Consider the following 26,134-nt stretch of genomic DNA (forward strand, 5'->3'; position numbering starts at 1 on the left):
ATTTAGATCTTCACCAGGCTTGCTATCAGCTCAGTTCCAACCAGATCGGTGCATGGTCCGACGGCTTCTCCAAGCCACGCAAATCGTAATCCACCCCGGCATCCTTGACCCGTGGCACCAGCCCGGTGGACGCCATGATCACGTCAATGCGCAGCCCGCGCTTGGGCTCATCCTCAAACCCACGGCTGCGATAGTCGAACCAGCTGAAACGGTCGGTCACGTCCGGGTTGAGGTGGCGGAAGCTGTCCACCAGGCCCCAGTTCTTCAGGCGCTCCATCCACTCGCGCTCCTCCGGCAGGAAGCTGCACTTGCCGGTTTTCAGCCAGCGCTTGGCGTTATCGGCGCCGATACCGATGTCGCAGTCTTGCGGGGAAATGTTCACGTCGCCCATCACCACCAGCGCCTGGTCATTGCTGAACTGGCTTTCCAGCAGGTGCTGCAAGTCTTCATAGAAGCGCTGCTTGGCCGGGAACTTGGTGGGGTGGTCGCGGCTTTCGCCCTGGGGGAAGTAGCCGTTCATGATGGTCACCGGGTGGCCGTTTTCATCGGCGAAGGTGCCCCAGATAAAACGACGCTGGGCGTCTTCTTCATCGCTGGCAAAACCTTTGTGCAGGCTCAAGGCCGGCTGGCGCGAGAGCAGGGCCACGCCGTAATGGCCTTTCTGCCCGTGGTAGTACACGTGATAACCCAAAGCCTGCACTTCGGCCAGCGGGAACTGATCATCGTGAACCTTGGTTTCCTGCAGGCCGATCACGTCAGGTTGATGCTTTTCAATCAGCGCCGCCAGCTGATGAGGGCGAGCACGCAGCCCGTTGATATTGAAGGAGACGATTTTCATGGTCGGCAGTCCAGTCTGGCAAAAGGGCGATGCTAGCCGACAAGTCGGACGGGGGCCAGCGTGGCGGCAGGGTGAATGCGCTGCTAATGTCTGGGAACGACTGGAGCTGCACAGGTTCGTACCCATAAGAACGCCATGTTTGAGTGGCGCCCAGGGAGATTGACTGTTATGCCAGACACTTCGACGGCCACTGCCGAAATCCGCCTGCTCAATAGCGGTTATTCCCGTGAAGCGCGATCCCTGCTTTACCAGGCGTATCGCCATGAACCGACCTTCGCCTATATCTTCGAAGCCGAACGGCCGGGTTATGAACAACGGGTGCGCGCCACCGTGCGCGAATTGGTCAAACAGCACTTTTTTCAGAAGCTTCCCGCCATCGGCCTGTTCGTCAACGACCGGCTGATCGGTATCGCCCTGATTGCGCCGCCGCAACGACGCCTGGGCATCACCGAGAGCTGGGCCTGGCAGATCCGCATGTGGCTGAGTACCGGCGTGCGCGGTACCCGGCGTTACCTGGAATACCATCAGGCAGTCCTGGCGTGCCTGCCCAGCGAGGCCGTGCATGTGCTGCCGTTGCTGGGCATTCACCCGCAGTTCCAGGGCCAGCGTCATGGTGAGCAGCTGCTTGAAGCCGTGCACAACTGGTGCGCCGACGATCCGCACTCTTCAGGCGTGGTGCTCGACACCGGCAACTCCCGTTACCTGGATTTCTACAAGCGCCAAGGCTATGAGGAGATCGGTGAAGTCGCCGTAGGGCCGGTGCTGGAGCATGTGTTTTTCCATCCCAATCCCCAGGCGTTACATCCTGCAACGTCTTAGGACAGAATTATTCAGACAAATCCGAGTTCAAAGTCCCTCCCTAGCTCGTGTAGCATCCGCGCCTATGAAGTATCCAGGAAGATTTACCAGCGGCTTGATTCTGCTGTTCACAAGCTGCGGCGCATTGGCGCAAAGTGAACTGGACGTGCGGATCAAACCCTCAAACGACGCGCTGAAAGCCAACATCGAAGGCTATATCGGCGGGGTCGGCGATCGTGACGAAGAAGCCTTGCTGCGGTTCAGCCGTGGCGCCGAGGAGCAGGCGCGCAAAGCCGCGCAGGCACTGGGCTTCTATCAGCCACAGATCGCCAGCGAGGTGAAGGGCGGCAAGAATCCGCGCCTGACCCTCACCATCGACCCCGGCGAACCGGTGCATTTGCGCGACGTGACCATTCGGGTCGATGGCCAGGCCGCGAGCCTCAAGGCCTTTCGCGTACCCGCCAGCGACGACCTCAAGCCCGGTGCCGTGCTCAATCACGGTCATTACGAAGACGCCAAGCGCCTGATCCAGAACCAGGCGTCACGCTACGGCTTTTTCAGCGGGCGCTTCACTAGCCAGAAGCTCGCGGTTGATCCTCAAGCGGGCGTGGCCGACATCGAACTCATTTACGACAGCGGCCCGCGCTACAGCATGGGCAAGGTCAGCTTCAGCGGCGACACGCCGTTTGATGAAGAACTGTTGCAACGCATGGTGCCCTTTGACAGTGGCACGCCGTACGACTCCGAGCTGGTCGCCGAACTCAACCAGAACCTGCAAGCCAGCGGCTTCTTCGAAGGCGTGCGCGTGGACGCCAGCCCCACCGCCGCGACTGATGACGTGATCCCGGTCGCTGTACAATTGGAAACCCGCAAGCCCCGCACCATGGGCCTCGGCCTGGGTTACTCCACCGACGTCGGCCCACGGGGCAAAGCCAACTGGACGCGGCATTGGGTCAACCCCCAGGGCCACAGCTACGGTTGGGAAGCCGAATTGTCGGCACCGCGGCAGAACGTCGGCCTGTGGTATGACATCCCGCTGGACCCGCCGCTCACCGACAAATTGCGTTTTGCCGGCGGCTATCAGAATGAAGAGATCGCCAACACCGACACCTTGAGCAAGCTGCTCACCATTGGCCCCGAATGGCACAGCAAGTTGCCCAGCGGCTGGACGCGGGTGATTTCCCTCAAGTACCAGCGTGAGGAATACCGCCTGGGCAATGACTCGGGGCTGAGTAACCTGTTGATGCCGGGGGTGAGTTATTCCTACCTGCGCAGCGACAACCGTATCGACCCGCACCATGGCTATCGCCTGATGTTCGATACCAAGGTCGCCAAAGAGGGCCTGGGGTCTGACACCAACCTGCTTTACGGCACGGCCACGATCAAGGGCCTGACCACCTTGTGGGACAACCACCGTTTTCTGGGGCGCGCACAATTTGGCGGCAGTGCCACCAACGGCTACAAATCCGTGCCGCCGTCGTTGCGCTTCTTTGCCGGTGGCGACCAGAGCGTGCGCGGCTACGAGTACCAGACCCTGTCGCCGGAGAACGATCGTGGCGACCGTATCGGTGGTCGCTACATGGTGGCCTTGAGTGCCGAGTATCAATACTCCATCACCGATAAATGGCGGATCGCGACCTTCATCGACCAGGGTAACTCGTTCAACAACCTGGACCTGCCGAGCCTGAAAACCGGCGTCGGCGTCGGCGTGCGCTGGGTGTCGCCGGTGGGGCCGATCCGCCTCGACCTGGCCCATGCCCTCGAAGATCCGGGCGGCGTTCGCTTGCACTTTTCAATGGGGCCTGAGCTGTGATGCGTGGTTTGAAAATAGCGGGGCTGGTGCTGGTCGCCATCCTCGTGTTGCTGTTGTTGGCGCTGTGGTCAGTGCTTGGCACCCAGGCGGGCAGTCGCTGGGCCTTGGGCCAGGTGCCAGGTTTGAGCGTGGAGAATTTCCAGGGCCGCCTGGGCGGGCGGTGGAGTGCCGATCATCTACTGTGGCAGCAGGACGGCAGCCGCGTCGAGCTGAATGCGCCGACGTTTGACTGGTCGCCCGGCTGTCTGTTGCGCATGACCCTGTGTATCAACCGACTGGACGTGGAACAGGTCAGCCTGGAATTTGCCCCCAGTGCCGAAGAGAGCAGCAGCGGGCCGATTCAACTCCCCGACCTGAAACTGCCGGTTGCCATCCAACTGGGCGACGTTCGCATCGGTAGCCTGCTGTTCAACGGCAGCGAAGAACTCAAGGGCCTGCAACTGGCGGCGCACTGGACCACCGCGGGTATGCAGATTGACTCGGTACATTTGCAGCGCGATGACCTGGTGCTCGACCTTGCCGGCCTGCTGCAACCTACCGGCGATTGGCCGCTGAATGCCACCGGCAACCTGAGCCTGCCCTACGCCCCAGGCGGTGCACCCTGGAGCGTCGCGCTCAAGCTCGACGGCGACCTGCTCAAGACCCTCAAGCTCGACGCCGACAGCAGCGGCTACCTGCCGGCCAAGCTCAAAGGCGAGCTGCAACCCCTGGCCGAAAACCTGCCGGCGCAGTTGCACATCACCTCCGAGGCGTTCAAACCCAGCGCCGACCTGCCTGACACCTTGCAACTCAACCAGTTGGACTTGAGCGCCAAGGGCGACCTGAAAGATGGCTACCAGTTGCAGGGCAAGGCCGTGCTGCCAGCGGAACAAGGCCCGGTGGATTTACTCCTGCAAGGCAAGGTCGACGCCAAGGGCGCGCAGATCGCCGGGCTGGACCTGAATGCCGGTGACCAGCAAAGCCTCAAGCTCAGTGCCAACCTGGATTGGCAACAAGGCTTCAGTGCTGACGCCAAAATCGACTGGCTGGACTTCCCCTGGCATCGCCTCTATCCCGTCATCGACGAGCCGCAAGTGGCATTGCGTACCTTCAATGGTGAAATCTCCTATAAGGACGGCAATTACCTGGGCAACCTCAAGGCCGACCTCGACGGCCCGGCGGGTAAGTTCAATGTGGTCACCCCCTTCAGTGGCGACCTCAAGCAAGTCTTCCTGCCCGAGTTGAAACTGACGGCCGGTCAGGGTAAGGCCGAAGGCCACCTGAACCTGCAATTTGCCGACGGTATTGCCTGGGACACCGCGCTGGACCTGTCGGCGTTGAACCCGGCGTACTGGGTGGCCGAGTTACCCGGCACCCTGGCCGGACCGCTGCGCAGCAAAGGCGAGTTCAAAAATGAACAACTCAAGCTCAACGCCGACCTCGACCTCAAGGGCCGCCTGCGCGGGCAAACCGCTGTGCTGGCGGCCAAGGCCGAAGGTGCAGGCGAACAATGGACCCTCGCCAACCTGGACATCCGCCTGGGTGACAACCGCATCAACGGCAGTGGCAGCCTGCAACAACGCCTGGCCGGGCAGATCGACATCAAGCTGACGCGCCTGGCCCAGCTCTGGCCGCAACTGCGCGGGCAAATCAATGGGCGTGTCGATGTGGCCGGCACCTTGAAGGCGCCGCAAGGCAAACTCGACCTCAAGGGCCAGCAACTCGCATTTGCCGACAATCGCCTGCAAGCCCTCAACCTCGACGCCAGCCTCGATAGCGCCCAACGCGCCAAGCTCGACCTCAAGGCCAGCGGCATCTACGCCGGCGAAACCCAGGTCGGCAACCTGACCGCCAGCGCCCAGGGCGATATCAAGAACCAAAAGGTCCAACTGGACCTGGCCGGCCCCCTGGTCAAGCTGGCCCTGGCATTGGATGGCAACTTCGATAAAAACAACTGGCGCGGGCGCCTGGTCAGCGGTGACGTACAAGCCGGCGGCCAGGACTGGCGGCTGCAAGCCCCGGCGAAAATCGAGCGCCTGGCCGATGGCAAGCTGACCTTCGGTGCGCACTGCTGGGTCTCCGGGCCCGCCAGCCTGTGTGGCGAAGACCAGCGCCTGATGCCCGAACCGAAGCTGCGTTACCACCTCAAGCAATTCCCCATCGACAGCCTTGCGGCATTTTTGCCCAAAGACTTCGCCTGGCAGGGCAAGCTCAATGCTGACGTACAGCTCGATTTGCCCGAAAGCGGACCCAAGGGCGTAGTGGCGGTAGATGCCAGCGGCGGCACCTTGCGCGTGCGTGACAAGGGCCAGTGGCTGGATTTCCCCTACGACACCCTGAAGCTGGAAACCACCCTCAACCCCAAGCGTATCGACACCCAGCTGAATTTTCGTGGCGGCAAGCTTGGCGAGTTGTTGTTGCAGGCGCAGATAAATCCGCTGCCGAACAATAAGCCGATCACCGGCAATTTCAGCCTCACCGGCCTGGACCTCGCCGTGGCGCGGCCGTTTGTGCCGATGGTGGAAAAGCTCACCGGCAAGCTCAACGGCAGTGGCCGCATCTCGGGCGGTTTGCTCGCGCCGCTGGTCAACGGCAACCTGAACCTGGTGGACGGTGAAGTCTCCGGGCCCGAGTTGCCCATCAGCCTTGAGGGCTTGAACCTGCAGGCGCAGATCGCCGGCGAAAGCGTGCAGCTCAACGGTGGCTGGCGTAGCGGCAAGGCCGGGCAGGGTAACCTCACGGGCCAGATCGACTGGGGCCGCGCCCTGGTCGTCGACCTCAGCCTGAAGGGCTCGCAACTGCCGGTCACCGTAGAACCCTATGCCAAGCTGGAAGTGGCACCCGACCTGAAGATCAGCCTCAAGGACGACAAACTGGCGATTGCCGGCAAAGTGCATATCCCCCGTGGCGATATCACCGTGCGCGAGCTGCCGCCTTCGACGGTCAAGGTCTCTGACGACACGGTAATCATCGGCAGCCAGACCGAAGAGGGCAAAGCGCCAATGGCCATGGCCATGGATATCGACGTGGAGGTGGGTGAAGACCAGCTCAACTTCGCCGGTTTTGGTCTCACCGCCAAGGTCCAGGGCCATGTGCATATTGGCGACAACATGGACACCCGTGGCGAGCTGTGGCTCAACGACGGCCGTTACCGTGCCTACGGCCAGCGCCTCAACGTGCGCCGCGCGCGGCTGTTGTTTGCCGGGCCGCTGGACCAGCCGTTCCTGGATATCGAAGCGGTGCGCGTAGTGGTCGAATCGTCCCGCACCGTGACTGCCGGTATTCGCCTGAGCGGCAGCGCCGAACAGCCGGCCACGCAGATTTTCTCCGAGCCGGCCATGGCTCAAGAGGATGCGCTGTCGTACCTGGTGTTGGGCCGTTCGCGCACCAACACTGGCGAAGACAACAACATGCTCGCCGAAGCCGCCCTGGGCCTGGGCTTGATGGGCAGCGCCGGTGTGACCTCGGATATCGCCAATAAGCTGGGTATCCAGGATTTCGACCTCGACACCCAGGGCACCGGTAACAGCACCGCGGTGGTGGCCAGCGGCAAGATCAACGAGAAGCTCAGCCTGCGTTATGGGGTCGGGGTGTTTGAACCGGCTAACACCATTGCGTTGCGCTACCTGCTGAGCAAGAAGGTGTACCTGGAAGTCGCTACGGGCGTAGCCAGTTCCCTGGATATCTTTTACAAACGCGATTTCTGATCGGTACGCGGTAAAAAATGTGGGAGGGGCGGTGCGACGATTCGACTTGCTCCTCCCACATTGGTTTTCATTTCACTCCAGCCTTCGGTCAACTACCAAGCAACCTAATTATTCCATTTGACATTCGCTGCCTAAGCAGTAACATCTCGTCACACATTCACTGCCTAGGCAGTAATAAGGTGACTTTCGATGCCTCACTTCACCCCCGATAACTTCCACAACTGCCACCTCGGCCTGTTGCTGGGCCGCGCCGCGATTCTCAAGGACCGCATCATCGACACCCACATGGAACCCCACGGCATCACCGCCGCGCAGTTCAAGGTGTTGATCATCATGGCCCAGTTCGGCGTCGACACCCCGGCAGAGCTGTGCCGCAACCTGTCCCTGGACAGCGGTTCGATGACGCGGATGCTCGACCGGCTGGAGCAAAAAGACCTGCTCAGCCGCAAGCGCTCCGAGCTGGACCGACGCCAGGTGCAGTTGGTGCTGACTGCCGAGGGCCAGCGCCTGGCGGACATGCTCCCGCACATCGGCGCCCAGGCCCTCAACCAACTGGCCGGCGCGCTTGAACCGGGCGAGTTGGAGACCCTGGAGCGGATCCTGAAGAAGATACTGATCGCTGCGGGTGACCCCATCACGATCCAGCGGGTAGGTAGATCATGAACACACGCGCACTCAGCCTGGTGCTGGCGGCGATGACGTTGGCCGGTTGCGCCAATTACAGCGGCCTCGACACCCAGGGTCAGCGCCTCGACGCCAACACCCTGCAAACCGGCAAATCCCTCAGCGGCGTGACGCTGTCGAGCGCTGCCTGGCCGGCCGCCGACTGGTGGAAAAGCCTCGGCGACCCACAGCTTGACGGCCTGATCCAGGAGGCCCTGCAAAGCAGCCCCGACATGCAAGTCGCCGACGCCCGTGCCCACCAGGCCGAAGCCGCCGCCTATGCCGCCAACGCCGCCCGTATGCCGACCGTGGATGCCAGCGCCGGTGTAAGCCGCTCGCGCTTGGCCAAAGACCAGGACCCGCGTGGTCAGGGCGATGCCTATTCGACGGTGCGCAACATCGGCGCCAGCTTCAACTACAACTTCGACCTCTGGGGCGGCCAGCGCGCAGCCTGGGAAGCCGCGTTGGGCCAGGCCCGCGCCGCCGAAGTCGACCAGCAGGCCGCGCGCCTGACCCTGGCGGCCAACGTGGCCAAAGCCTACAGCGACCTGGGCCAGGCGCATATCGTGCGTGACCTGGCTGTCGATGACCTCAAGCGCACCCGCCAGATGCTCGACCTGAGCAAGCGCCGCCTGAGTTCCGGCATCGACAGTGAATACCAATACCAGCAGACCGAGAGCCTGGAAGCTAGCTCCCAGTCGCAACTGATCGACGCGGAAAAACAACTGCAAAGCGCCAAGATCGCCCTCGCCGTATTGCTCGGCAAAGGCCCGGACCGGGGTGGCGAGTTGGCCCGCCCGGCGGTGCTCAAACCCAGCGCCGTCGCGGTGCCCGCGGTGTTGCCTGCCGAGCTGCTCGGTCGTCGCCCGGACCTGGTCGCCGCACGCTGGCGAGTGGAGGCGGCGAGCAAGAACATCGACGCCAGCAAAACCCGCTTCTACCCCAACCTCAACCTGAGCGCGAGCGCAGGCGCCGAGTCGTTGCTGGGCGATGCGATGTTCGGTTCGGCCAGCCGTTTCTTCAATATTGCGCCGACGATTTCGCTGCCGATTTTTGATGGCGGCCGCCTGCGCGCCGACCTTGACGCCCGCGACGCCGACTACGACCTGGCCGTGGCCCAGTACAACAAAACCCTGGTGCAAGCCCTGGGTGATATCGGCAACAGCCTTTCGCAGCTGCGCGACACCGGCCGCCAGATCCAGGCCCAGCAACATGCCGCTGACATCGCCCAGCAGTCCTACGACACCGGGGTGCAACGCTACAGCTCAGGCATCGGTAACTACCTGGATGTGCTCAGCATCGAGCAGCAACTGCTGCAGGCCCAGCGTCAGCTGGCGACCCTGAAGGCGGCGCAGATCGATCTGTCGATTCAACTGATGCAGGCCCTGGGTGGCGGATACAACGCCAGCAACGTGGCCGCGACCACCCCCGCCACACGCACGGAATAATTTGAGGTATTTGTCATGGCCACTGCCGACAGTAACAACGCAACTGAACAACCCAAAGACAACAACCCACGCAAACGCAAAGTCATGCTCATCGGCCTGGCGCTGATCGTCATCCTCGGTGTGGTAGGCGTGTGGGCCTGGTATGAGTTCTACGGGCGCTTCAACGAGAGCACCGATGATGCCTACGTGAACGGCAACGTGGTGGAAATCACCCCACTGGTCACCGGCACCGTGGTCAGCATCGGCGCCGACGATGGCGACCTGGTGCATGAAGGCCAGGTGCTGATCAATTTCGACCCCAACGATGCTGCCGTCGGCCTGCAAAGTGCCCAGGCCAACCTGGCCCGCACTGTGCGCCAGGTGCGCGGCTTGTACAGCAATGTCGACGGCATGAAAGCCCAGGTCAATGCGCAGAAGGCCGATGTGCAAACGGCCCAGGACAACTACAACCGCCGTAAGACCCTGGCCCAGGGCGGAGCGATCTCCCAGGAAGAACTGTCCCACGCCCGCGACAGCCTGACCGCGGCCAAGAACGCCTTGACCAACCTTGAGCAACAACTCAAAACCACCAATGCCCTGGTGGATGACACGGTGATTTCGTCCCACCCCGACGTGCAAGCCGCCGCTGCACAACTGCGTCAGGCCTACCTGACCAATGCGCGCAGCACCCTGATTGCGCCGGTCACCGGCTATGTAGCCAAGCGCACCGTACAACTGGGCCAGCGTGTTCAACCGGGCACCGCGCTGATGGCCGTGATTCCGCTGGACCAGCTGTGGATTGACGCCAACTTCAAGGAAACCCAACTGCGGAATATGCGCATCGGCCAGCCGGTGGATATCGAGTCGGACATCTACGGCAGCGACGTGAAGTACAGCGGCACCGTCGACAGCCTCGGCGCCGGCACCGGCAGCGCGTTCGCCTTGCTGCCCGCACAGAACGCCACCGGCAACTGGATCAAGATCGTGCAGCGGGTACCGGTGCGCATCCATATCAACGCTGAAGAGTTGGCCAAGCACCCGCTGCGGGTGGGTTTGAGTACCGTGGTCAACGTAGACCTGCACGACCAGAGCGGCCCGGTGCTGGCGCAACAGGCGCCGCAAAAGGCCTCGTTCACCACCAGCGTGTATGACCGTCAATTGGCCGAAGCGGATGCCATGATCAATCAGTTGATTCATGACAACAGCGTCGCCGCTCCCAAGGCTGCGCAACGCTGATGAGCAATAACGCCTCGTTCACGCCACCCAGCCTGTTGATGGCCACTATTGGCCTGTCGCTGGCGACCTTTATGCAGGTGCTCGACACCACCATCGCCAACGTGGCGTTGCCGACCATTTCCGGCAACCTGGGCGTGAGTTCGGAGCAGGGCACCTGGGTGATCACCTCGTTTGCGGTGAGTAACGCCATCGCGTTGCCGCTCACCGGCTGGTTGAGCCGGCGCTTTGGCGAGGTGAAGCTGTTTCTGTGGGCGACCATCCTGTTTGTGCTGGCCTCGTTCCTGTGCGGGATTTCCACCTCGATGCCCGAGTTGATCGGCTTTCGGGTGCTGCAAGGTTTGGTCGCCGGGCCGTTGTACCCGATGACTCAGACGCTGCTGATTGCGGTTTATCCCCCGGCCAGGCGCGGCATGGCCCTGGCGTTATTGGCGATGGTCACGGTGGTGGCACCGATTGCAGGCCCTATCCTTGGCGGCTGGATCACTGACAGCTACAGCTGGCCGTGGATCTTTTTCATCAACGTGCCCATCGGTATCTTCGCGGTGATGGTGGTGCGCTCGCAGTTGAAGAAGCGTCCGGTGGTCACCAGCTACCAGCCGATGGATTACGTTGGTTTGTTGAGCCTGATCGTCGGGGTCGGCGCCTTGCAGATCATCCTCGACAAGGGCAATGACCTGGACTGGTTCGAATCCAATTTCATCATCATTGGTGCGGCCATTTCGGTGATCGCCCTGGCGGTGTTCGTCATCTGGGAAATGACCGACAAGCACCCGGTGGTCAACCTGCGGCTGTTCGCACACCGTAATTTCCGTATCGGCACCATCGTGTTGATCCTGGGGTATGCGGGCTTTTTCGGCATCAACCTGATCCTGCCGCAGTGGCTGCAAACCCAGATGGGCTACACCGCCACCTGGGCCGGGCTGGCGGTGGCGCCCATCGGCATTTTGCCGGTGCTGATGTCGCCATTCGTGGGCAAGTACGCGCACAAGTTCGACCTGCGCTTGCTGGCTGGACTGGCGTTCTTGGCGATTGGCTTGAGCTGCTTTATGCGCGCCGGTTTCACCAACGAAGTGGACTTCACCCACATCGCCATGGTGCAGTTGTTCATGGGTATCGGCGTGGCGCTGTTCTTCATGCCGACCTTGAGCATCCTGATGTCCGACCTGCCACCGCACCAGATCGCCGACGGCGCCGGGCTCGCGACCTTCCTGCGCACCTTGGGCGGCAGCTTCGCGGCCTCGCTGACCACCTGGATCTGGATTCGCCGGGCGGACCAGCACCATGCCTACATGAGCGAGAACATGACCAACTACGACTCGGCCACCCGTGATGCCTTGCAGGCGCTGGGCGGGGCAGGGCAGAAGGCGTACACGCAGCTCGACCAGATTCTCACCAGCCAGGCGTACATGATGTCCACCGTGGATTACTTCACGTTGCTGGGGTGGATGTTCATGGGGTTGATGTTGCTGGTGTGGCTGGCCAAGCCGCCATTTACCGCAAAGGCAGGGCCGGCGGCTGCGGGGCACTGATCATAAGGTCAGCGCGGTCCCTGTGGGAGCTGGCTTGCCTGCGATGCCGACACCTCGGTGTATCAGATGCACCGAGGTGATGCTATCGCAGGCAAGCCAGCTCCCACAGGTTGATCGGTGTTGTGTCAGAGGTTTAGGCGCCAGGCAGTGCCAACTGCGGGTTGACGAAATCAAACGCCGTCAGTTGAAAGCCTTGCTCATCCACCTGCAATGCCCACCCTTGCTTGTCCCAGTCCCCCAGCACAATGCGCTTGGCCGCCTGGTCGCCGATCTGCAACTTATGGATCGCAGGGCGGTGCGTATGGCCGTGGACCAGGGTGTGCACGCCGAACTGCTGCATTACTCGCGGCACTTCTTCAGGCGTGACATCGACAATGTCGTTGGCCTTCATGCGCACTTGGGCAGAGCTTTCGCTACGTAGTTTGCGTGCCAGTTTGTGGCGCGTGCCCAGGGGCAGATGGCGCAGGATAAACAACACAATCGGGTTACGCAGGATGCGCCGCAGCTTCATATAGCCAAGGTCGCGGGTGCAGAGGCTGTCGCCGTGCATCAGCAGCACAGGCTCGCCATACAATTGCACAACACTCGGGTCCTTGAGCAAGGTGGCGCCTGCCGCTTTGCAGAACGCCTTGCCGATCAGGAAATCGCGGTTGCCATGCATGATGAAAATCGGGGTGCCGCTGTCGCTCAGTTCACGCAACGCCGTACAGATGGAACGCTGGAAGGCAGTCATGCCATCGTCGCCAATCCAGGCTTCGAAGAAGTCCCCCAGAATGTACAACGCCTGGGCGCCACGGGCGCGGCCGTGGAGCAGATCCAGAAACGCCCGGGTAATGTCCGGGCGCTCCTCTTCCAGATGCAAATCTGAAATCAGTAATATCACCCAACGATCTCGGCTTTCTCGACGATCACGTCTTCGGCTGGAACGTCCTGGTGACCGGCCTTGGAGGTGGTGGACACGCCTTTGATCTTGTCGACAACGTCCTGGCCTTCGGTGACTTTACCGAACACCGCGTAGCCCCAACCCTGCACGTTCTTGCCGCTGTGGTTGAGGAAGGCGTTGTCGGCGACGTTGATGAAGAACTGCGCGGAGGCCGAATGCGGCTCCATGGTACGGGCCATGGCGACGGTGTACTTGTCGTTGGAAAGGCCGTTGTCCGCTTCGTTCTGGATGCTTGGGCGCTTGTCTTTCTTCTCTTTCATGCCAGGCTCGAAACCGCCGCCCTGGATCATGAAGTTGCCGATGACACGGTGGAAAACGGTGTTTTCGTAGTGGCCGGCTTTCACGTATTCGATGAAGTTGGCGACGGTGATCGGCGCCTTGTCGGCGTTCAGCTCGATGACGATGTCACCGTGGTTGGTGGTCAGTTTGACTTGAGTCATGTTCACTACTCTTTTCAGGGAATTCGTGGGTTTGGGCGCCTGGGCGCCACGACCGGTTTGGCGAAGCTTGGGCCAAGACGCGCAGTTTAGCGTGCCTTGCAGGAATTTCGAGGTGGTTTTTTACCGCGCCTGTCATTAAAGCAGCAATTAAAGCAGCAGTTTTCGACCGCGCTCTGTCAGGTGGTTGACAGCTTCGGCTATGATAAGCCCTTTGTTTTATCTGGCCTGACCCGGCCACGAACCTGTCTGTTCAAGGATCCTATGAGCAAGCCCACTGTCGACCCTACCTCGAATGCCAAGGCCGGACCTGCCGTCCCGGTCAATTTCCTGCGCCCGATCATCCAGGCGGACCTGGATTCGGGCAAGCATACGCAGATCGTCACCCGCTTCCCGCCAGAGCCCAACGGCTACCTGCACATCGGTCACGCCAAGTCGATCTGTGTGAACTTCGGCCTGGCCCAGGAGTTCGGTGGCGTCACGCACCTGCGTTTCGACGACACCAACCCGGCCAAGGAAGACCAGGAATACATCGACGCCATTGAAAGCGACATCAAATGGCTGGGCTTCGAATGGTCCGGTGAAGTGCGCTATGCCTCCAAGTATTTCGACCAGTTGTTCGACTGGGCTGTCGAGCTGATCAAGGCCGGCAAGGCCTATGTGGACGACCTGACCCCGGAGCAGGCCAAGGAGTACCGTGGCACGCTGACCGAGCCGGGCAAGAACAGCCCGTTCCGCGACCGTTCGGTGGAAGAGAACCTGGACTGGTTCAACCGTATGCGCGCCGGCGAGTTCCCGGACGGCGCCCGCGTGCTGCGTGCCAAGATCGACATGGCCTCGCCGAACATGAACCTGCGCGACCCGATCATGTATCGCATCCGCCATGCCCACCACCACCAGACCGGTGACAAGTGGTGCATCTACCCCAACTACGACTTCACCCACGGTCAGTCGGACGCCATCGAAGGCATCACCCACTCCATCTGCACCCTGGAGTTCGAAAGCCATCGCCCACTGTACGAGTGGTTCCTGGACAGCCTGCCGGTACCGGCGCACCCGCGTCAGTACGAATTCAGCCGCCTGAACCTGAACTACACCATCACCAGCAAGCGCAAGCTCAAGCAACTGGTGGATGAAAAGCACGTACATGGCTGGGATGACCCGCGCATGTCCACGCTGTCGGGCTTCCGTCGCCGTGGCTACACCCCGGCGTCGATCCGCAACTTCTGCGACATGGTCGGCACCAACCGTTCCGACGGTGTGGTCGACTTCGGGATGCTGGAATTCAGCATCCGCCAGGACCTCGACGCCAACGCCCCCCGCGCCATGTGCGTGCTGCGGCCGTTGAAGGTAGTGATCACCAACTACCCGGAAGGCCAGGTCGAGAACCTCGAACTGCCGCGTCATCCGCAGAAGGAAGAGCTGGGCGTGCGCAAATTGCCATTCGCCCGCGAAATCTACATCGACCGCGACGACTTCATGGAAGAGCCGCCCAAGGGCTACAAGCGCCTGGAGCCGAACGGCGAAGTGCGCCTGCGCGGCAGCTACGTGATCCGTGCGGACGAAGCGATCAAGGACGCCGATGGCAACATCGTCGAACTGCGCTGCTCGTACGATCCGGACACCCTGGGCAAGAACCCTGAAGGCCGCAAGGTCAAGGGTGTGGTCCACTGGGTGCCAGCCGCTGCCAGCATCGAATGCGAAGTGCGCCTGTACGATCGTCTGTTCCGCTCGCCGAACCCTGAGAAGGCCGAAGACAGCGCGAGTTTCCTCGACAACATCAACCCTGACTCACTGCAAGTGCTCACAGGTTGTCGTGCCGAGCCATCGCTTGGCGACGCACAGCCGGAAGACCGTTTCCAGTTCGAGCGCGAAGGTTACTTCTGCGCAGATATCAAGGACTCCAAACCTGGTGCTCCGGTATTCAACCGTACCGTGACCTTGCGAGATTCGTGGGGCCAGTGATTCTGTTTAAGGAACTGTCGTGCTAACGATCTACAACACACTCAGCAAGACCAAAGAAGTCTTCAAGCCCCTGGATGGCAACAAGGTGCGCATGTACGTGTGCGGCATGACCGTGTACGACTACTGCCACATCGGCCACGGCCGCAGCATGGTTGCCTTCGACCTGGTGACCCGCTGGTTGCGTTTCAGCGGCTATGACTTGACCTATGTGCGCAACATCACTGACATCGACGACAAGATCATCAACCGCGCCAACGAAAACGGCGAGTCGTTCGACGCGCTGACCGAGCGCATGATCGCTGCCATGCACGAGGACGAGGCGCGCCTCAACATCCTCAAGCCGGACATGGAACCGCGTGCCACGGACCACATCCCTGGCATGCACGCGATGATCCAGACCCTGATCGACAAGGGTTACGCCTACGCCCCAGGCAATGGTGACGTGTACTACCGCGTCGCCAAGTTCATGGGCTACGGCAAGCTGTCGCGCAAGAAGATCGAAGACCTGCGCATCGGCGCGCGCATCGAAGTCGACGAAGCCAAGCAGGACCCGCTCGACTTCGTGCTCTGGAAAGGTACCAAGCCCGGCGAGCCAAGCTGGGAATCGCCGTGGGGCCCTGGGCGTCCGGGCTGGCACATCGAATGCTCGGTAATGTCCACCTGCTGCCTGGGCGAGACCTTCGACATTCATGGCGGCGGCAGCGACCTGGAGTTCCCGCACCACGAAAACGAAATCGCCCAGAGCGAAGCCGCCACTGGCAAGACCTACGCCAACGCCTGGATGCACTGCGGCATGATCCGCATCAATGGCGAGAAGATGTCCAAGTCCTTGAACAACTTCTTCACCATCCGCGACGTGCTGGAAAAGTACCACCCGGAAGTGGTGCGTTACCTGCTGGTGTCCAGCCATTACCGCAGCGCCATCAACTACTCGGAAGACAACCTCAAGGACGCCAAGGGCGCCCTGGAGCGGTTCTACCACGCGTTGAAAGGCTTGCCAGCGGTGGCACCTGCTGGTGGCGAAACGTTCGTGGCACGCTTTACCGAAGTCATGAACGACGACTTCGGCACGCCGGAAGCCTGCGCGGTGCTGTTCGAGATGGTGCGTGAGATCAACCGCTTGCGTGAGACTGATCTCGACGCGGCAGCGGGCCTGGCGGCGCGCCTCAAAGAACTGGCCAGCGTACTGGGTGTGTTGCAGATGGAAGCCGATGACTTCCTGCAGGCCGGCGCTGAAGGGCGTGTGGATGCGGCGCAGGTGGATGCGTTGATTCAGGCGCGTCTGGCTGCTCGGGCTAACAAGGACTGGGCGGAATCCGACCGTATCCGTGACCAACTGACCGCGATGGGTGTGGTGTTGGAAGACGGGAAGGGTGGGACGACGTGGCGGTTAGCTGATTGACCGTTGAAAGCTGCATGCTGCATGCTGAATAAAAAACGCCCCGACTGGTTCGGGGCGTTTTTTGCATATTGCTAAGTTTTTCGAATTAAACCTCTATTCGTGTCCAAGACCTGCATAGTCAGAGCGGAGGTCTCACCGAACACGGCTCTGAAATTTTTCCTGCTTGGTATTGGCAGTCTTCTATCAACGTCCCGTCTCGGCCCCACTGCCGTGATTGTCCGTTTCTCTCGCCGTGTGCGTATTCGGTAGAATAAAGTTGAGTTCCATCCTCAGACCAACCTTGCATCTTTCCATGAAGTTTTCCATCTTTATAGATTGAGTGCTTTCTTTTTTGTCCGTTGTCATACCATTCTATGTCGTCGCCTTGGCGGTTATGATTTTCGTCTTGTTCCCATTGACTGACTTTTATGCCGTCAATGTTCCATTCGTGGCTTATTCTAATGCGCTGATTTTTATAGAGTGTTTGTGATTCGGTCTCGCCGTTTGCGAAATATTTGACGTCCCAGCCATCCAACTGCCCACGGTCATAATCTTGTATATTTTTTAGTGTGCCGTCTTCATAGTAATAATTTGATATTCCTGAGCGACTGCCGTCTAAGTATTTTTCCATGGATTCAGGATTTCCGTTAGCGTACAGTTTGACTCTTGGGCCATTTAGCACTCCATTTACATAATGCTCACGGATCTTGATTTTTCCTGTCAGGTCGTAAGTTATGTACTCGCCGTCAGTGATAATTCCGTTATTGTAATTTATGGATTTTTCAATTTTTCCGTTTTTGTGGCGAACAATGCTTTTTCCTTCACGTTGCCCCTGCGCACTCATTTCAATAGAACTCGAAACCATGCCGTTGCTATGAAACGTGCGGAATTTATGGATGAATTTGCTCGCAGCATAGTCTTCATTGTCGACGAATCCATCGGCCGCAATCTTCTTAGTTTTTTTATCGTAGATATATACTTTCCAGGCTTTTAGTTTTTGGTCATAAGTTTGGGGTTGCTCTATGAAAAAAAGACTGCGCGCAGCTGGAACGGGTCGGTAATTCTTGTCTAGGTACATTTTTCCATCAATTAGCACATCTGTGAGTGATCTGCATATTTCACCCGTGCAGGTAGCGAATTTGGTTGCCATCGGTATTTTTCGATCACAATCGTGATGTGTGATAAATAGTGCGGCTCCATCATCAGCGTATTTTTTGATTTTCTTAACTTCTGCTAGGAAATTTTCGACAGGAACGCCGATGGAGTCCGGTGTGATATGCAGTTTAGAAGTGCCACAACTGTGTTCTGTCGAAAGCGTCAGACGAACTGCCGCCATGAGCTTTACGCCGAAAGAGTCCGTGGTTTCTGTATCCATGTCGAGATAGGTTGCATTCATTTTTATATTTAGGATTGTCGATAAGTGAGTCTGTTCGGCTTGAGCGTATATTGCATTCGAGATGAGTGCTAGTGTCACTAAGAATTTCTTATATTCGAATTGCATCCCGATTGTCCATTAATTGACTTGTATAGAGAGGGTAAAGTTTTGGGTGGCGGCTGTGCGTGACTTCGATTTACGTTTGAGTGGAAGGTGTGCCCGCTAGAAACGCTCAATGGAGTATCGGGCACCAAAGAGAAGACTATGGGTCAATCGTTGACTACAAAGAAGAGAGGGTTTCTGGCGCGGACGTAGGATGTTTCTTTGGAAAATATGTCACGGTGCTTTACGTTGTTCGTGCTTGCGGGTGTTCAATAGCTGACGGTAAAAGGGGGGGCTACTTGTACCAACATAGCGGCATCCCTCATCACTTCTACCTTTGAACACCGTTCAATTTAGGGCTGCTTCTTTAGGTGGACACTGTGCGTCTAGAGTTTAACCGAGCTGCGAAACCCGGTCGCTGAATTTGCAGCGACCGCCAAAGATTAGGCGGCCATTTTCTGAGCGGCAACCCTAAAGAGCTGTAGGGCGTTTCCTTGCAATGGGCTCCGAAGTGCTACTGAGTTTATATGCACTACCAGTCGTGTAGTTATGAACAGTCGCATGGTATTCACCGTTCTTGAAATGCAGGGCAACTCCGTCATCCAGCGCGTAGGCGGGGTGTATGTTTTTAAGTCGAACCAGTTCAACAAACGAAGATTCTCTCCCCACCTCTGAGCTGAAGTGCGGGCACAGCGCGCCAGGGAGAAAACCCAGTCCGTCGACCAGCGCATATACGCCCCCTGAGTCGGAATGCCCGTGGTCGAACCAGCAGATGGCGCCGGCACTGACGCCGCAAAGCACTTTGCCGTGTTCCTGGGCTTGCTTCAAAAGGGTGGTCACGTCAAATTCACGCCAGATGGCCAGCAAGGCTCGGGTGTTGCCGCCGGCCACGTAGATGATGTCAGCCTGTTCAAACAGCGCGGCAACATGAGCTGGGGTTGGAAAAGGCGGAATGAAAAACGTCAATGGCACAACGGTGCAGCCGGCGCTTTGGTATTTGAGCGTGAAGTCGGCAATCTTCGTACGGTCATCGCCATTGGCGGTGGAGATATAGAGCACCGTGGGCTGGGTTTTGCCCGACGAAGCGACGATATATTCGTCGATGCGGGTCATGCGCGTCATGTCTTCGCTGGACTCGCCGCCGATGACAATGATGTTTTTATCCATGGTGAACTCCTGTCTCAGCACAGCGGGCATACCCAGGTCTTAGGACATTTCCCAAAATGCCCATAGGGTTTGACGCCCATACCATCCTAGCTTTAGATGATTGCCACGACCAAACCCAAGACGAAACTGGCGGTGATTCAAATGGATTGTATTTTCTGCAGCATTGTCCGCAAAACTTCCCCGGCCCATATCCTGTGGGAGGATGATCAGCATATGGCGTTCCTGTCGATCTTCCCTAACACACCGGGTTTCAGCGTGGTGATTCCAAAGCAGCATTACGGCAGCTATGCGTTTGCGCAGTCGGATGAAGTGTTGGCAGCGCTCGCGGTCGCAGCAAAGAAAACCGCACAACAGATCGACCGCGCATTTCCCGATGTGGCGCGTACGGGGATGATTCTGGAAGGGTATGGGGTGGACCACCTGCATGCGAAGTTGTTTCCCATGCATGGGACCGGGCGGGACAGCACGTTCAAGCCGTTGAGCTCGCAGGTGGATAAGTTTTTTGAGGCTTATGAGGGCTATATCTCTTCCCACGATTTTGTGCGGGCGGATGATGCCGAATTGGCGGAATTGGCGGCAAGAATCCGATCCTTCGCCTAGCACCCATCCAACTGTGGGAGCTGGCTTGCCTGCGATAGCGGTGGGCCAGCCAACCTCTTCAGTGACTGATCCGACCTCATCGCAGGCAAGCCAGCTCCCACATTTTTATGTGCCTGCCTGAGAGGTCAGCGGCGGCTGCTGACTTCAGCCGGCACATCGTCACCGGCCATGCGCTTGCGGAACAACGCCGTGCGCGCCAGCAGCAGGGTAGTCACCGGCACGGTGATGGACAGCAAAATCGGAATCAACCACCCGTGCAACACCGGCCCGGATTTGAGCACCGAAAAATAGATAATCGACGCCAACGCCACGCACCATGCGCCCAATGTCGAGGCGAGTGCCGGCGGGTGCATGCGTTGGAAAAACTCCTTCATCCGCAGCAAGCCAATCGCGCCAATCAACGCAAACACACTGCTGAGTAACAGCAACGCCGCGACTATGACTTCAATCCATAACGGCATCATTCAATCACCTCCCCACGCAGCAGGAATTTCGCCAGGGCAAACGAGCCCACGAAGCCGAACAGCGCGATCAGCAGCGCCGCTTCAAAGTAGGTATCACTGGCATAGCGAATACCCAGCACCAGCATCATCAGCATGGCCAGGATGTACAGGTAGTCCAGCGCCAGGACTCGGTCCTGGGCGGACGGGCCTTTGAACAGGCGGATCAGGGTCAGCACCATCGCCAGCGAGAACAGGAACAGGCTGGCCAGGATCGCATTGGAGAGCAGGGCGCTCATTCGAAGATCTCCATCAGGGGCCGCTCGTAGGTGGCTTTGAAGTGCTGGATAAACAGGGCTTCATCGTCAAGGTCGAATACGTGCAGCAGCAAGATGCTACGGTCCAGCGCCAGTTCCGACCAAATGGTGCCGGGGATCACCGTGGTAATCATCGACAGCGCGGCAAGGCCGTTGGGGCTGTGCAGGTCCAGGGGGATCCTGATGAAGCGCGAGCGCGGCGGGCGTGTGCCGCAGGTCAGTACACCCCACGCCACTTGCAGGTTGGAGACGATCACGTCGCGGCCCACCAACAGGAACAGGCGCAGGATCACGCCAGGGCGACGCAGGCTGATCGGCTGCGGGCGCAGCGGCGCCATCAGCAAAGGCGCGAGAAAGCCCAGCAGCGCGCCCAGCAGCAGGTTGCCGGGGCTGATCGACAGGTTCAGCAGCAGCCACAACACCCACAGGGCCAGCGACAACCAGGGTGCAGGAAACAGGCGCTTCATGGTTGCACCTCCAGCGCAGCGGCCTTGGCTTCAGGGCTCGGCACGGGCCGCGTGGCCATTACCGCCATCACATAGCTTTCCGGGTTGTTCAGGCTCTTGGCGGTGGCCAGGGTGTAGCGCATCAAGGGTTCGGCCTTGAACGTCAAGGCGATGCTCAAGCCCAGCAGCACGAAGATCGGCACGCACTCGTAGCGTCGCAGCAGCGGTGATGGGCGCTCTTCCGGGGTCCAGAAGCGCTGGATGCCAAGGCGGGCGAAGGCGATCAGCGACGCCAGGCCGGACAGAATCAGCAGCGCCACCAGGCCCCAGGCTGCAGGACGGATCGATTCGTCCACGGCGTTGCCCAGGCCCAGTGGGTTGATCAGCGCACTCAACAGGCTGAGTTTGCCGATGAACCCCGACAATGGCGGCATGCCGATAATCAGCAGCGCGCAGGCGATAAAGCTCAAGCCGAGGAAGGCCATGGTCCAGGGGATGACCTGTCCGACTACGGCTTTCTGCTCATCGTCCAGGTTCACACCCGGACGCGGATGCAGCGACTCCATGGCCTTGGGCAGCGCATCAATCTCTTCATCAAGCGGCAGGTCGTTGGCCGAGCGCGAACGCTCGATCAATTCAGCCAGCAGGAACAGCGCACTCAATGCCAGGGTGGAGCTGACCAGATAGAACAATGCCCCAGCGGTCAGGCTTGGCTGGGCAAACCCTACCGCCGACAGCAGGATCCCGGCCGAGACCAGAATGCTCAGGCTCGCCATGCGCTCCAGGCGTTGCGCCGCCACCATCGCCAGCGCCGCGCACACGATGGTCGCCATGCCGCCATACACCAGCCAGTCGCCGCCAAACAGCGCCGAAGCGCCGGCCTGGCCGGAAAACAGCAGGGTCCACAGGCGTAGCACGGTGTACACGCCAACCTTGGTCATGATCGCAAACATCGCCGCCACCGGCGCACTGGCCGAGGAGTAGGCGGGCGCCAGCCAGAAGTTCAGCGGCCACATGCCGGCCTTGGCCAGAAACGCGGTCGCCAGGATCGCTGCGCCAGCGTGCAGCAGGCCGCGATCAGCCTCCGGCACCAGCGGGATTTTCAGCGCCAGGTCAGCGAAATTCAGCGTGCCGGTGACGCCGTAGATCATCGCCGCGCCAATCAGGAACAGCGACGACGCCAGCAGGTTGATCGCAATGTAATGCAGGCCGGACGACACCCGAGCACGACCCGAACCATGCAGCATCAGGCCGTAGGACGCCGCCAGCAGCACCTCGAAGAACACGAACAGGTTGAACAAATCCGCGGTGAGGAATGCGCCGTACAGACCCATCAGTTGGATCTGGAACAGCGCATGGAAGCTAGTGCCCGCACGGTCCCAGCGGGCCATCGCGAACAGCAGCGCGCTCACGCCGATGATCCCGGTCAGCACCAGCATCATTGCCGACAGTTGGTCCACCACCAACACGATGCCGAACGGCACCTGCCAGTTGCCCGGCAGGTACACACCAATCGAGCCGGGGCCGCCTTGTTGCGTCCAGTACAGCAGCAGGATCGCGATGCCCAGGCCGATGACACTGGAGAACAGGTTGATCTGGGCCTTAAGTGGGCGGCGCTTTTCGCCGAGCATCAGCATCAACCCGGCCGTGAGCAGCGGCAGCAGGATCGGCGCGACGATCAGTTGATTCATCCACGTCATTCCTTGGGCTCCCGGCCATCTACATGGTCAGTGCCGGTCAGGCCCCGGGATGCCAGCAGCACCACCAGGAACAACGCGGTCATGGCGAAGCTGATCACGATGGCTGTAAGTACCAGGGCCTGGGGCAGGGGGTCGGTGTAGTTGAGCAGGTCTTGCGGCACGCCGTCCTTGATGATCGGTTCCTTGCCGATAAACAGGCTGCCCATGCTGAAAATGAACAGATTGACCCCGTACGACAACAGGCACAGGCCCATCACCACCTGGAATGTCCGTGGCCGCAGCACCAGCCAGACGCCGGAGGCCGCCAGGACCCCAATGGCAATTGCGATGACTTCTTCCATCAGGCGGCTCCTTCGGTTGCAGCAACGACTTTGGGCTGGTTGCTCGGTTTATGTGCTCGCACAGATTGGTGGCCGAGGGCGGTCAGCATCAGCAGCGTCGAGCCCACGACCATGGCGTACACGCCAATGTCGAAGAACAACGCACTGGCGATATGGATATCGCCGAGCAGTGGCACGTGGAAATGCCAGGTATGGGTGGTCAGGAACGGGTATCCGGCGAACAGCGCGCCAAGGCCGGTCAAGGTCGCCGACAGCAGGCCGAAGCCCATCCAGCGCATGGGCCGCAGGCTCATCTGCGCTTCGACCCATTGGGTGCCCGCCACCATGTATTGCAGGATAAACGCTACCGACATCACCAGCCCGGCGACAAACCCGCCGCCTGGTTGGTTGTGACCGCGCAGGAACAGGTAGAACGACACCACCAGCGCAATCGGCAACAGCAGGCGCACCAGCACCGCCGGCACCATCATAAAGCCCAGCGCGGTGTCACTGGCCTGGCGCGGGTTGACCAGGTCGGTGGCCACGTCCGGTGCCAATTGGCGCTGTTGCGCCGGCAACTGCATGCTTTCCTTGGACGGGCGGAAGCGTCGCAGCAAGGCATATACGGTCAAGGCCACGGCACCCAGCACGGTGATTTCGCCCAGCGTATCGAAGCCCCGGAAGTCCACGAGCATCACGTTCACCACATTGCTGCCGCCGCCTTCGGGCAGGGCGCGGCTCAAGTAGAACGAGGAGATATCGTTGGGTGTCTGGCGGGTCAGCATCGCGTAGGACAACAGCGCCATGCCGCCGCCCACTACAGTGGACAGCAACAAGTCGCGCACCCGGCGAATGCGCGCCTTGCGCAAGGTGTTGGGCAATGGCCAAACCTCCTCGATACGCCGTGGCAACCAGCGCAGGCCGAGCAGTATCAGCACGGTGGTCACCACTTCCACCACCAATTGGGTCAGGGCCAGGTCCGGCGCCGAGAACCACACGAAGGTCACGCACGTCATCAGGCCGCACACGCTGACCATGGTCAGGGCCGCCAGCCGGTGATACTTGGCTTGCCAGGCGGCGCCCAGCGCGCAGGCAATCGCCAGCAACCACAGGGTGACGAACACGATGGAGCCCGCAATCTTCGGCCGGTCGCCCCAGGTGAGGCCACTGTTGATCATGGGGATCATGGCCCCGATCACCGCGACGATCACCAGCAGGAACAATTGGGTTTGCAGGCGCTTGGTGCTGATGCGTTTTTCGATCCTGCGCACACCGCGCATCATCACCACCAGGCAGCGCTCGAAGCCACGCTTGCCGTTGAAATAGCCGATCAGCGGCGGGTATTCGAAGCGGCCACGCTTGAGTTGCTTGCGCAGCATCAGGTACAGCACCACGCCGCCGGTCATTGCCACCAGGCTCATGATCATTGGCGCGTTCCAGCCGTGCCAGATCGCCAGGCTGTACTCGGGCAGCACACCACCGACCACGGGCAACGCCGCAGCGGCAAGGATCGAGCCGACCACCTGGGCCGGGAAAATCCCCACCAGCAGGCAGGTGAACACCAGCAATTCCACCGGCGCACGCATCCAGCGCGGTGGCTCGTGAGGCGTGTGCGGCAAGTCGGTAGCCGGTGGGCCGAAGAACACATCCACGGTAAAGCGCAGGGCGTAGGCCACGCTGAACGTACCGGCGATGGTCGCAATCACCGGCAGGGCGATTTCCACCCATTGCGTCGACGAGATGAATACGGTTTCGGCAAAGAACATCTCTTTGGACAGGAAGCCATTGAGCAACGGCACACCGGCCATGGAGGCACTGGCTACCATGGCCAGGGTCGCGGTAAACGGGATCAGACGCACCAGGCCACTGAGCTTGCGGATGTCCCGCGTGCCGCTTTCGTGGTCGATGATGCCCGCCGCCATGAACAGCGACGCCTTGAAAGTCGCGTGGTTGAGGATATGGAACACTGCGGCGACGGCGGCCAGCGGGCTGTTAAGGCCCAGCAGCAGGGTAATCAGCCCGAGGTGGCTGATGGTGGAGTAGGCCAGCAGGCCCTTGAGATCGTTTTGGAACATGGCGCAGTAAGCGCCGAGGAGGAGGGTGAGGGCGCCGGCACCGCCGACGATCCAGAACCATTCTTCGCTGCCGGACAGCGACGGCCACAGGCGGGCCAGCAGGAACACGCCGGCCTTCACCATCGTCGCCGAATGCAGATACGCCGAAACCGGCGTCGGTGCCGCCATGGCATGGGGCAGCCAGAAGTGGAACGGGAACTGCGCGCTTTTGCTCAAGGCGCCGATCAGCACCAGGGCCAGCATGACCGGGTACAGCGAGTGCGCGCGAATCTGGTCGCCCGCCGCCAGCACCTGGTCCAGGTCATAGCTGCCGACGATATGCCCCAGCAACATCACCCCGGCCAGCAGGCACAACCCGCCTGCGCCGGTGACCATCAGGGCCATATAGGCACCACGCCGCGCATCGGCGCGGTGGTGCCAATAGCCGATCAGCAGGAACGAGAACAGGCTGGTCAGTTCCCAGAAGAACACGATCTGAATCAGGTTGCCGGAAATCACCAGGCCAAGCATGGCGCCCATGAACGCGAGGAAGAACGCAAAGAAGCGCGGCACCGGATCGTCCGGCGACATGTAATAACGTGCATACAACGACACCAGCGTGCCGATGCCGAGCACCAGCATCGAGAACAGCCAGGCAAAGCCGTCCATGCGCAACACGAAGTTCAGCCCAAGACTGGGCAACCACAGGAATTCTTCGCGTATTACGCCACCATGGGCGATCTGGGGGTAGAGCAGTGCGACTTGAATAGTGCCGACCAATGCCACCAGGCCGGCCAGCAGGGATTCGGTATTACGTGCGTTGTGCGGCAGCAAGGCCGCCAGACAGCTGCCAATGAATGGCAGAAGCAGTAGAACTATCAGGGACATAGGCTTCTA

21 protein-coding genes are annotated in these 26,134 nt (G+C 60.1%); 10 read left to right on the forward strand and 11 right to left on the reverse strand.

All coding sequences use genetic code 11. The features are described from left to right. Positions 1–25: 25 nt before the first annotated feature. Positions 26–838 carry an exodeoxyribonuclease III gene (gene xthA / locus TK42_RS13960; RefSeq protein ID WP_032880573.1) on the reverse strand — a complete coding sequence of 271 codons (813 nt, stop codon included), beginning with the start codon at positions 836–838 and terminating at the stop codon, positions 26–28. 168 nt (positions 839–1,006) lie between these two features. On the opposite strand from xthA, the gene TK42_RS13965 reads away from it, so the two are divergent. The 7 genes from TK42_RS13965 to TK42_RS13995 all read left to right on the forward strand — a co-directional run bounded on the left by TK42_RS13965 (position 1,007) and on the right by TK42_RS13995 (position 11,990). Continuing rightward, on the forward strand, positions 1,007–1,657 hold the full coding sequence (locus TK42_RS13965) for an N-acetyltransferase (RefSeq protein WP_103734474.1): 651 nt from the start codon (positions 1,007–1,009) through the stop codon (positions 1,655–1,657). Between the two features lie 64 nt (positions 1,658–1,721). Beyond that, the gene (locus TK42_RS13970; protein ID WP_103734475.1) at positions 1,722–3,449 is read left to right on the forward strand and encodes an autotransporter assembly complex family protein; all 1,728 of its coding nucleotides are present in this window, start codon (positions 1,722–1,724) and stop codon (positions 3,447–3,449) included. Continuing rightward, positions 3,449–7,135 carry a translocation/assembly module TamB domain-containing protein gene (locus TK42_RS13975; protein ID WP_103734476.1) on the forward strand — a complete coding sequence of 1,229 codons (3,687 nt, stop codon included), beginning with the start codon at positions 3,449–3,451 and terminating at the stop codon, positions 7,133–7,135. The genes TK42_RS13970 and TK42_RS13975 overlap by 1 nt, the downstream gene beginning before the upstream one ends. Before the next feature lie 189 nt (positions 7,136–7,324). After that, on the forward strand, positions 7,325–7,798 hold the full coding sequence (locus TK42_RS13980) for a MarR family winged helix-turn-helix transcriptional regulator (RefSeq protein WP_005789189.1): 474 nt from the start codon (positions 7,325–7,327) through the stop codon (positions 7,796–7,798). Further along, positions 7,795–9,246 carry an efflux transporter outer membrane subunit gene (locus tag TK42_RS13985; protein WP_032880578.1) on the forward strand — a complete coding sequence of 484 codons (1,452 nt, stop codon included), beginning with the start codon at positions 7,795–7,797 and terminating at the stop codon, positions 9,244–9,246. The genes TK42_RS13980 and TK42_RS13985 overlap by 4 nt, the downstream gene beginning before the upstream one ends. 15 nt (positions 9,247–9,261) lie before the next feature. After that, positions 9,262–10,461, forward strand: coding sequence for an efflux RND transporter periplasmic adaptor subunit (locus tag TK42_RS13990; protein ID WP_103734477.1), 1,200 nt, complete (start codon positions 9,262–9,264; stop codon positions 10,459–10,461). Continuing rightward, complete coding sequence (locus TK42_RS13995; protein ID WP_103734478.1) at positions 10,461–11,990, forward strand: DHA2 family efflux MFS transporter permease subunit; 1,530 nt, start codon at positions 10,461–10,463, stop codon at positions 11,988–11,990. The genes TK42_RS13990 and TK42_RS13995 overlap by 1 nt, the downstream gene beginning before the upstream one ends. A 133-nt stretch (positions 11,991–12,123) precedes the next feature. On the opposite strand, the gene lpxH is transcribed toward TK42_RS13995, so the two are convergent. After that, positions 12,124–12,873 (reverse strand): UDP-2,3-diacylglucosamine diphosphatase, encoded by a 750-nt coding sequence (gene lpxH / locus TK42_RS14000; protein WP_103734479.1) that lies wholly within the window; start codon positions 12,871–12,873, stop codon positions 12,124–12,126. Beyond that, positions 12,870–13,373 carry a peptidylprolyl isomerase gene (locus tag TK42_RS14005; RefSeq protein ID WP_005789179.1) on the reverse strand — a complete coding sequence of 168 codons (504 nt, stop codon included), beginning with the start codon at positions 13,371–13,373 and terminating at the stop codon, positions 12,870–12,872. The genes lpxH and TK42_RS14005 overlap by 4 nt, the downstream gene beginning before the upstream one ends. 261 nt (positions 13,374–13,634) lie before the next feature. Between TK42_RS14005 and TK42_RS14010 the strand changes: the two genes are divergently transcribed. Both TK42_RS14010 and cysS read left to right on the forward strand, forming a co-directional pair. Then, complete coding sequence (locus TK42_RS14010) at positions 13,635–15,335, forward strand: glutamine--tRNA ligase/YqeY domain fusion protein (RefSeq protein ID WP_005789177.1); 1,701 nt, start codon at positions 13,635–13,637, stop codon at positions 15,333–15,335. Between the two features lie 19 nt (positions 15,336–15,354). Then, complete coding sequence (gene cysS / locus TK42_RS14015; protein ID WP_032880586.1) at positions 15,355–16,737, forward strand: cysteine--tRNA ligase; 1,383 nt, start codon at positions 15,355–15,357, stop codon at positions 16,735–16,737. Positions 16,738–16,855: 118 nt separating this feature from the next. Here the strand turns inward: cysS and TK42_RS14020 are convergent, their stop codons facing one another. Both TK42_RS14020 and TK42_RS14025 read right to left on the reverse strand, forming a co-directional pair. Continuing rightward, positions 16,856–18,217, reverse strand: coding sequence for a toxin-antitoxin system YwqK family antitoxin (locus TK42_RS14020; protein WP_057024289.1), 1,362 nt, complete (start codon positions 18,215–18,217; stop codon positions 16,856–16,858). A 447-nt stretch (positions 18,218–18,664) separates the two neighbouring features. Further along, positions 18,665–19,360 (reverse strand): peptidase E, encoded by a 696-nt coding sequence (locus tag TK42_RS14025; RefSeq protein ID WP_103734480.1) that lies wholly within the window; start codon positions 19,358–19,360, stop codon positions 18,665–18,667. Positions 19,361–19,501: 141 nt separating this feature from the next. Here TK42_RS14025 and TK42_RS14030 point away from each other — a divergent pair, with 141 nt between their 5' ends. Continuing rightward, complete coding sequence (locus tag TK42_RS14030) at positions 19,502–19,960, forward strand: HIT family protein (RefSeq protein ID WP_103734602.1); 459 nt, start codon at positions 19,502–19,504, stop codon at positions 19,958–19,960. Positions 19,961–20,085: 125 nt separating this feature from the next. On the opposite strand, the gene TK42_RS14035 is transcribed toward TK42_RS14030, so the two are convergent. The 6 genes from TK42_RS14035 to TK42_RS14060 are packed head-to-tail and all read right to left on the reverse strand — an operon-like array spanning position 20,086 to position 26,125. Then, positions 20,086–20,424 carry a Na+/H+ antiporter subunit G gene (locus TK42_RS14035; RefSeq protein ID WP_103734481.1) on the reverse strand — a complete coding sequence of 113 codons (339 nt, stop codon included), beginning with the start codon at positions 20,422–20,424 and terminating at the stop codon, positions 20,086–20,088. Beyond that, complete coding sequence (locus tag TK42_RS14040; RefSeq protein ID WP_032880591.1) at positions 20,421–20,699, reverse strand: K+/H+ antiporter subunit F; 279 nt, start codon at positions 20,697–20,699, stop codon at positions 20,421–20,423. The genes TK42_RS14035 and TK42_RS14040 overlap by 4 nt, the downstream gene beginning before the upstream one ends. Next, positions 20,696–21,184 carry a Na+/H+ antiporter subunit E gene (locus tag TK42_RS14045; protein WP_078821678.1) on the reverse strand — a complete coding sequence of 163 codons (489 nt, stop codon included), beginning with the start codon at positions 21,182–21,184 and terminating at the stop codon, positions 20,696–20,698. The genes TK42_RS14040 and TK42_RS14045 overlap by 4 nt, the downstream gene beginning before the upstream one ends. Then, complete coding sequence (locus TK42_RS14050; protein WP_103734482.1) at positions 21,181–22,863, reverse strand: monovalent cation/H+ antiporter subunit D; 1,683 nt, start codon at positions 22,861–22,863, stop codon at positions 21,181–21,183. Before TK42_RS14050 ends, TK42_RS14045 begins: the two co-directional genes overlap by 4 nt. Then, entirely contained in the window at positions 22,860–23,204 is a 345-nt protein-coding gene (locus TK42_RS14055) for a Na+/H+ antiporter subunit C (protein ID WP_005789164.1), read from the reverse strand. The genes TK42_RS14050 and TK42_RS14055 overlap by 4 nt, the downstream gene beginning before the upstream one ends. Beyond that, positions 23,204–26,125: a monovalent cation/H+ antiporter subunit A gene (locus TK42_RS14060; protein WP_103734483.1), complete on the reverse strand. Its 2,922-nt coding sequence runs from the start codon at positions 26,123–26,125 to the stop codon at positions 23,204–23,206. The genes TK42_RS14055 and TK42_RS14060 overlap by 1 nt, the downstream gene beginning before the upstream one ends. Positions 26,126–26,134: the final 9 nt, after the last annotated feature.

The sequence above is a fragment of the Pseudomonas sp. GZJR-8 genome, from assembly GCF_002916705.1.
Classification (GTDB): domain Bacteria; phylum Pseudomonadota; class Gammaproteobacteria; order Pseudomonadales; family Pseudomonadaceae; genus Aquipseudomonas; species Aquipseudomonas synxantha_A.

Coding starts and splice junctions, on each gene's coding strand:
- xthA (WP_032880573.1), bottom strand. CDS start 838: ATGAAAATCGTCTCCTTCAATATCAACGGGCTGCGTGCTCGCCCTCAT.
- TK42_RS13965 (WP_103734474.1), top strand. CDS start 1,007: ATGCCAGACACTTCGACGGCCACTGCCGAAATCCGCCTGCTCAATAGC.
- TK42_RS13970 (WP_103734475.1), top strand. CDS start 1,722: ATGAAGTATCCAGGAAGATTTACCAGCGGCTTGATTCTGCTGTTCACA.
- TK42_RS13975 (WP_103734476.1), top strand. CDS start 3,449: ATGCGTGGTTTGAAAATAGCGGGGCTGGTGCTGGTCGCCATCCTCGTG.
- TK42_RS13980 (WP_005789189.1), top strand. CDS start 7,325: ATGCCTCACTTCACCCCCGATAACTTCCACAACTGCCACCTCGGCCTG.
- TK42_RS13985 (WP_032880578.1), top strand. CDS start 7,795: ATGAACACACGCGCACTCAGCCTGGTGCTGGCGGCGATGACGTTGGCC.
- TK42_RS13990 (WP_103734477.1), top strand. CDS start 9,262: ATGGCCACTGCCGACAGTAACAACGCAACTGAACAACCCAAAGACAAC.
- TK42_RS13995 (WP_103734478.1), top strand. CDS start 10,461: ATGAGCAATAACGCCTCGTTCACGCCACCCAGCCTGTTGATGGCCACT.
- TK42_RS14005 (WP_005789179.1), bottom strand. CDS start 13,373: ATGACTCAAGTCAAACTGACCACCAACCACGGTGACATCGTCATCGAG.
- TK42_RS14010 (WP_005789177.1), top strand. CDS start 13,635: ATGAGCAAGCCCACTGTCGACCCTACCTCGAATGCCAAGGCCGGACCT.
- TK42_RS14020 (WP_057024289.1), bottom strand. CDS start 18,217: ATGCAATTCGAATATAAGAAATTCTTAGTGACACTAGCACTCATCTCG.
- TK42_RS14025 (WP_103734480.1), bottom strand. CDS start 19,360: ATGGATAAAAACATCATTGTCATCGGCGGCGAGTCCAGCGAAGACATG.
- TK42_RS14030 (WP_103734602.1), top strand. CDS start 19,502: ATGGATTGTATTTTCTGCAGCATTGTCCGCAAAACTTCCCCGGCCCAT.
- TK42_RS14035 (WP_103734481.1), bottom strand. CDS start 20,424: ATGATGCCGTTATGGATTGAAGTCATAGTCGCGGCGTTGCTGTTACTC.
- TK42_RS14040 (WP_032880591.1), bottom strand. CDS start 20,699: ATGAGCGCCCTGCTCTCCAATGCGATCCTGGCCAGCCTGTTCCTGTTC.
- TK42_RS14045 (WP_078821678.1), bottom strand. CDS start 21,184: ATGAAGCGCCTGTTTCCTGCACCCTGGTTGTCGCTGGCCCTGTGGGTG.
- TK42_RS14050 (WP_103734482.1), bottom strand. CDS start 22,863: ATGACGTGGATGAATCAACTGATCGTCGCGCCGATCCTGCTGCCGCTG.
- TK42_RS14055 (WP_005789164.1), bottom strand. CDS start 23,204: ATGGAAGAAGTCATCGCAATTGCCATTGGGGTCCTGGCGGCCTCCGGC.
- TK42_RS14060 (WP_103734483.1), bottom strand. CDS start 26,125: ATGTCCCTGATAGTTCTACTGCTTCTGCCATTCATTGGCAGCTGTCTG.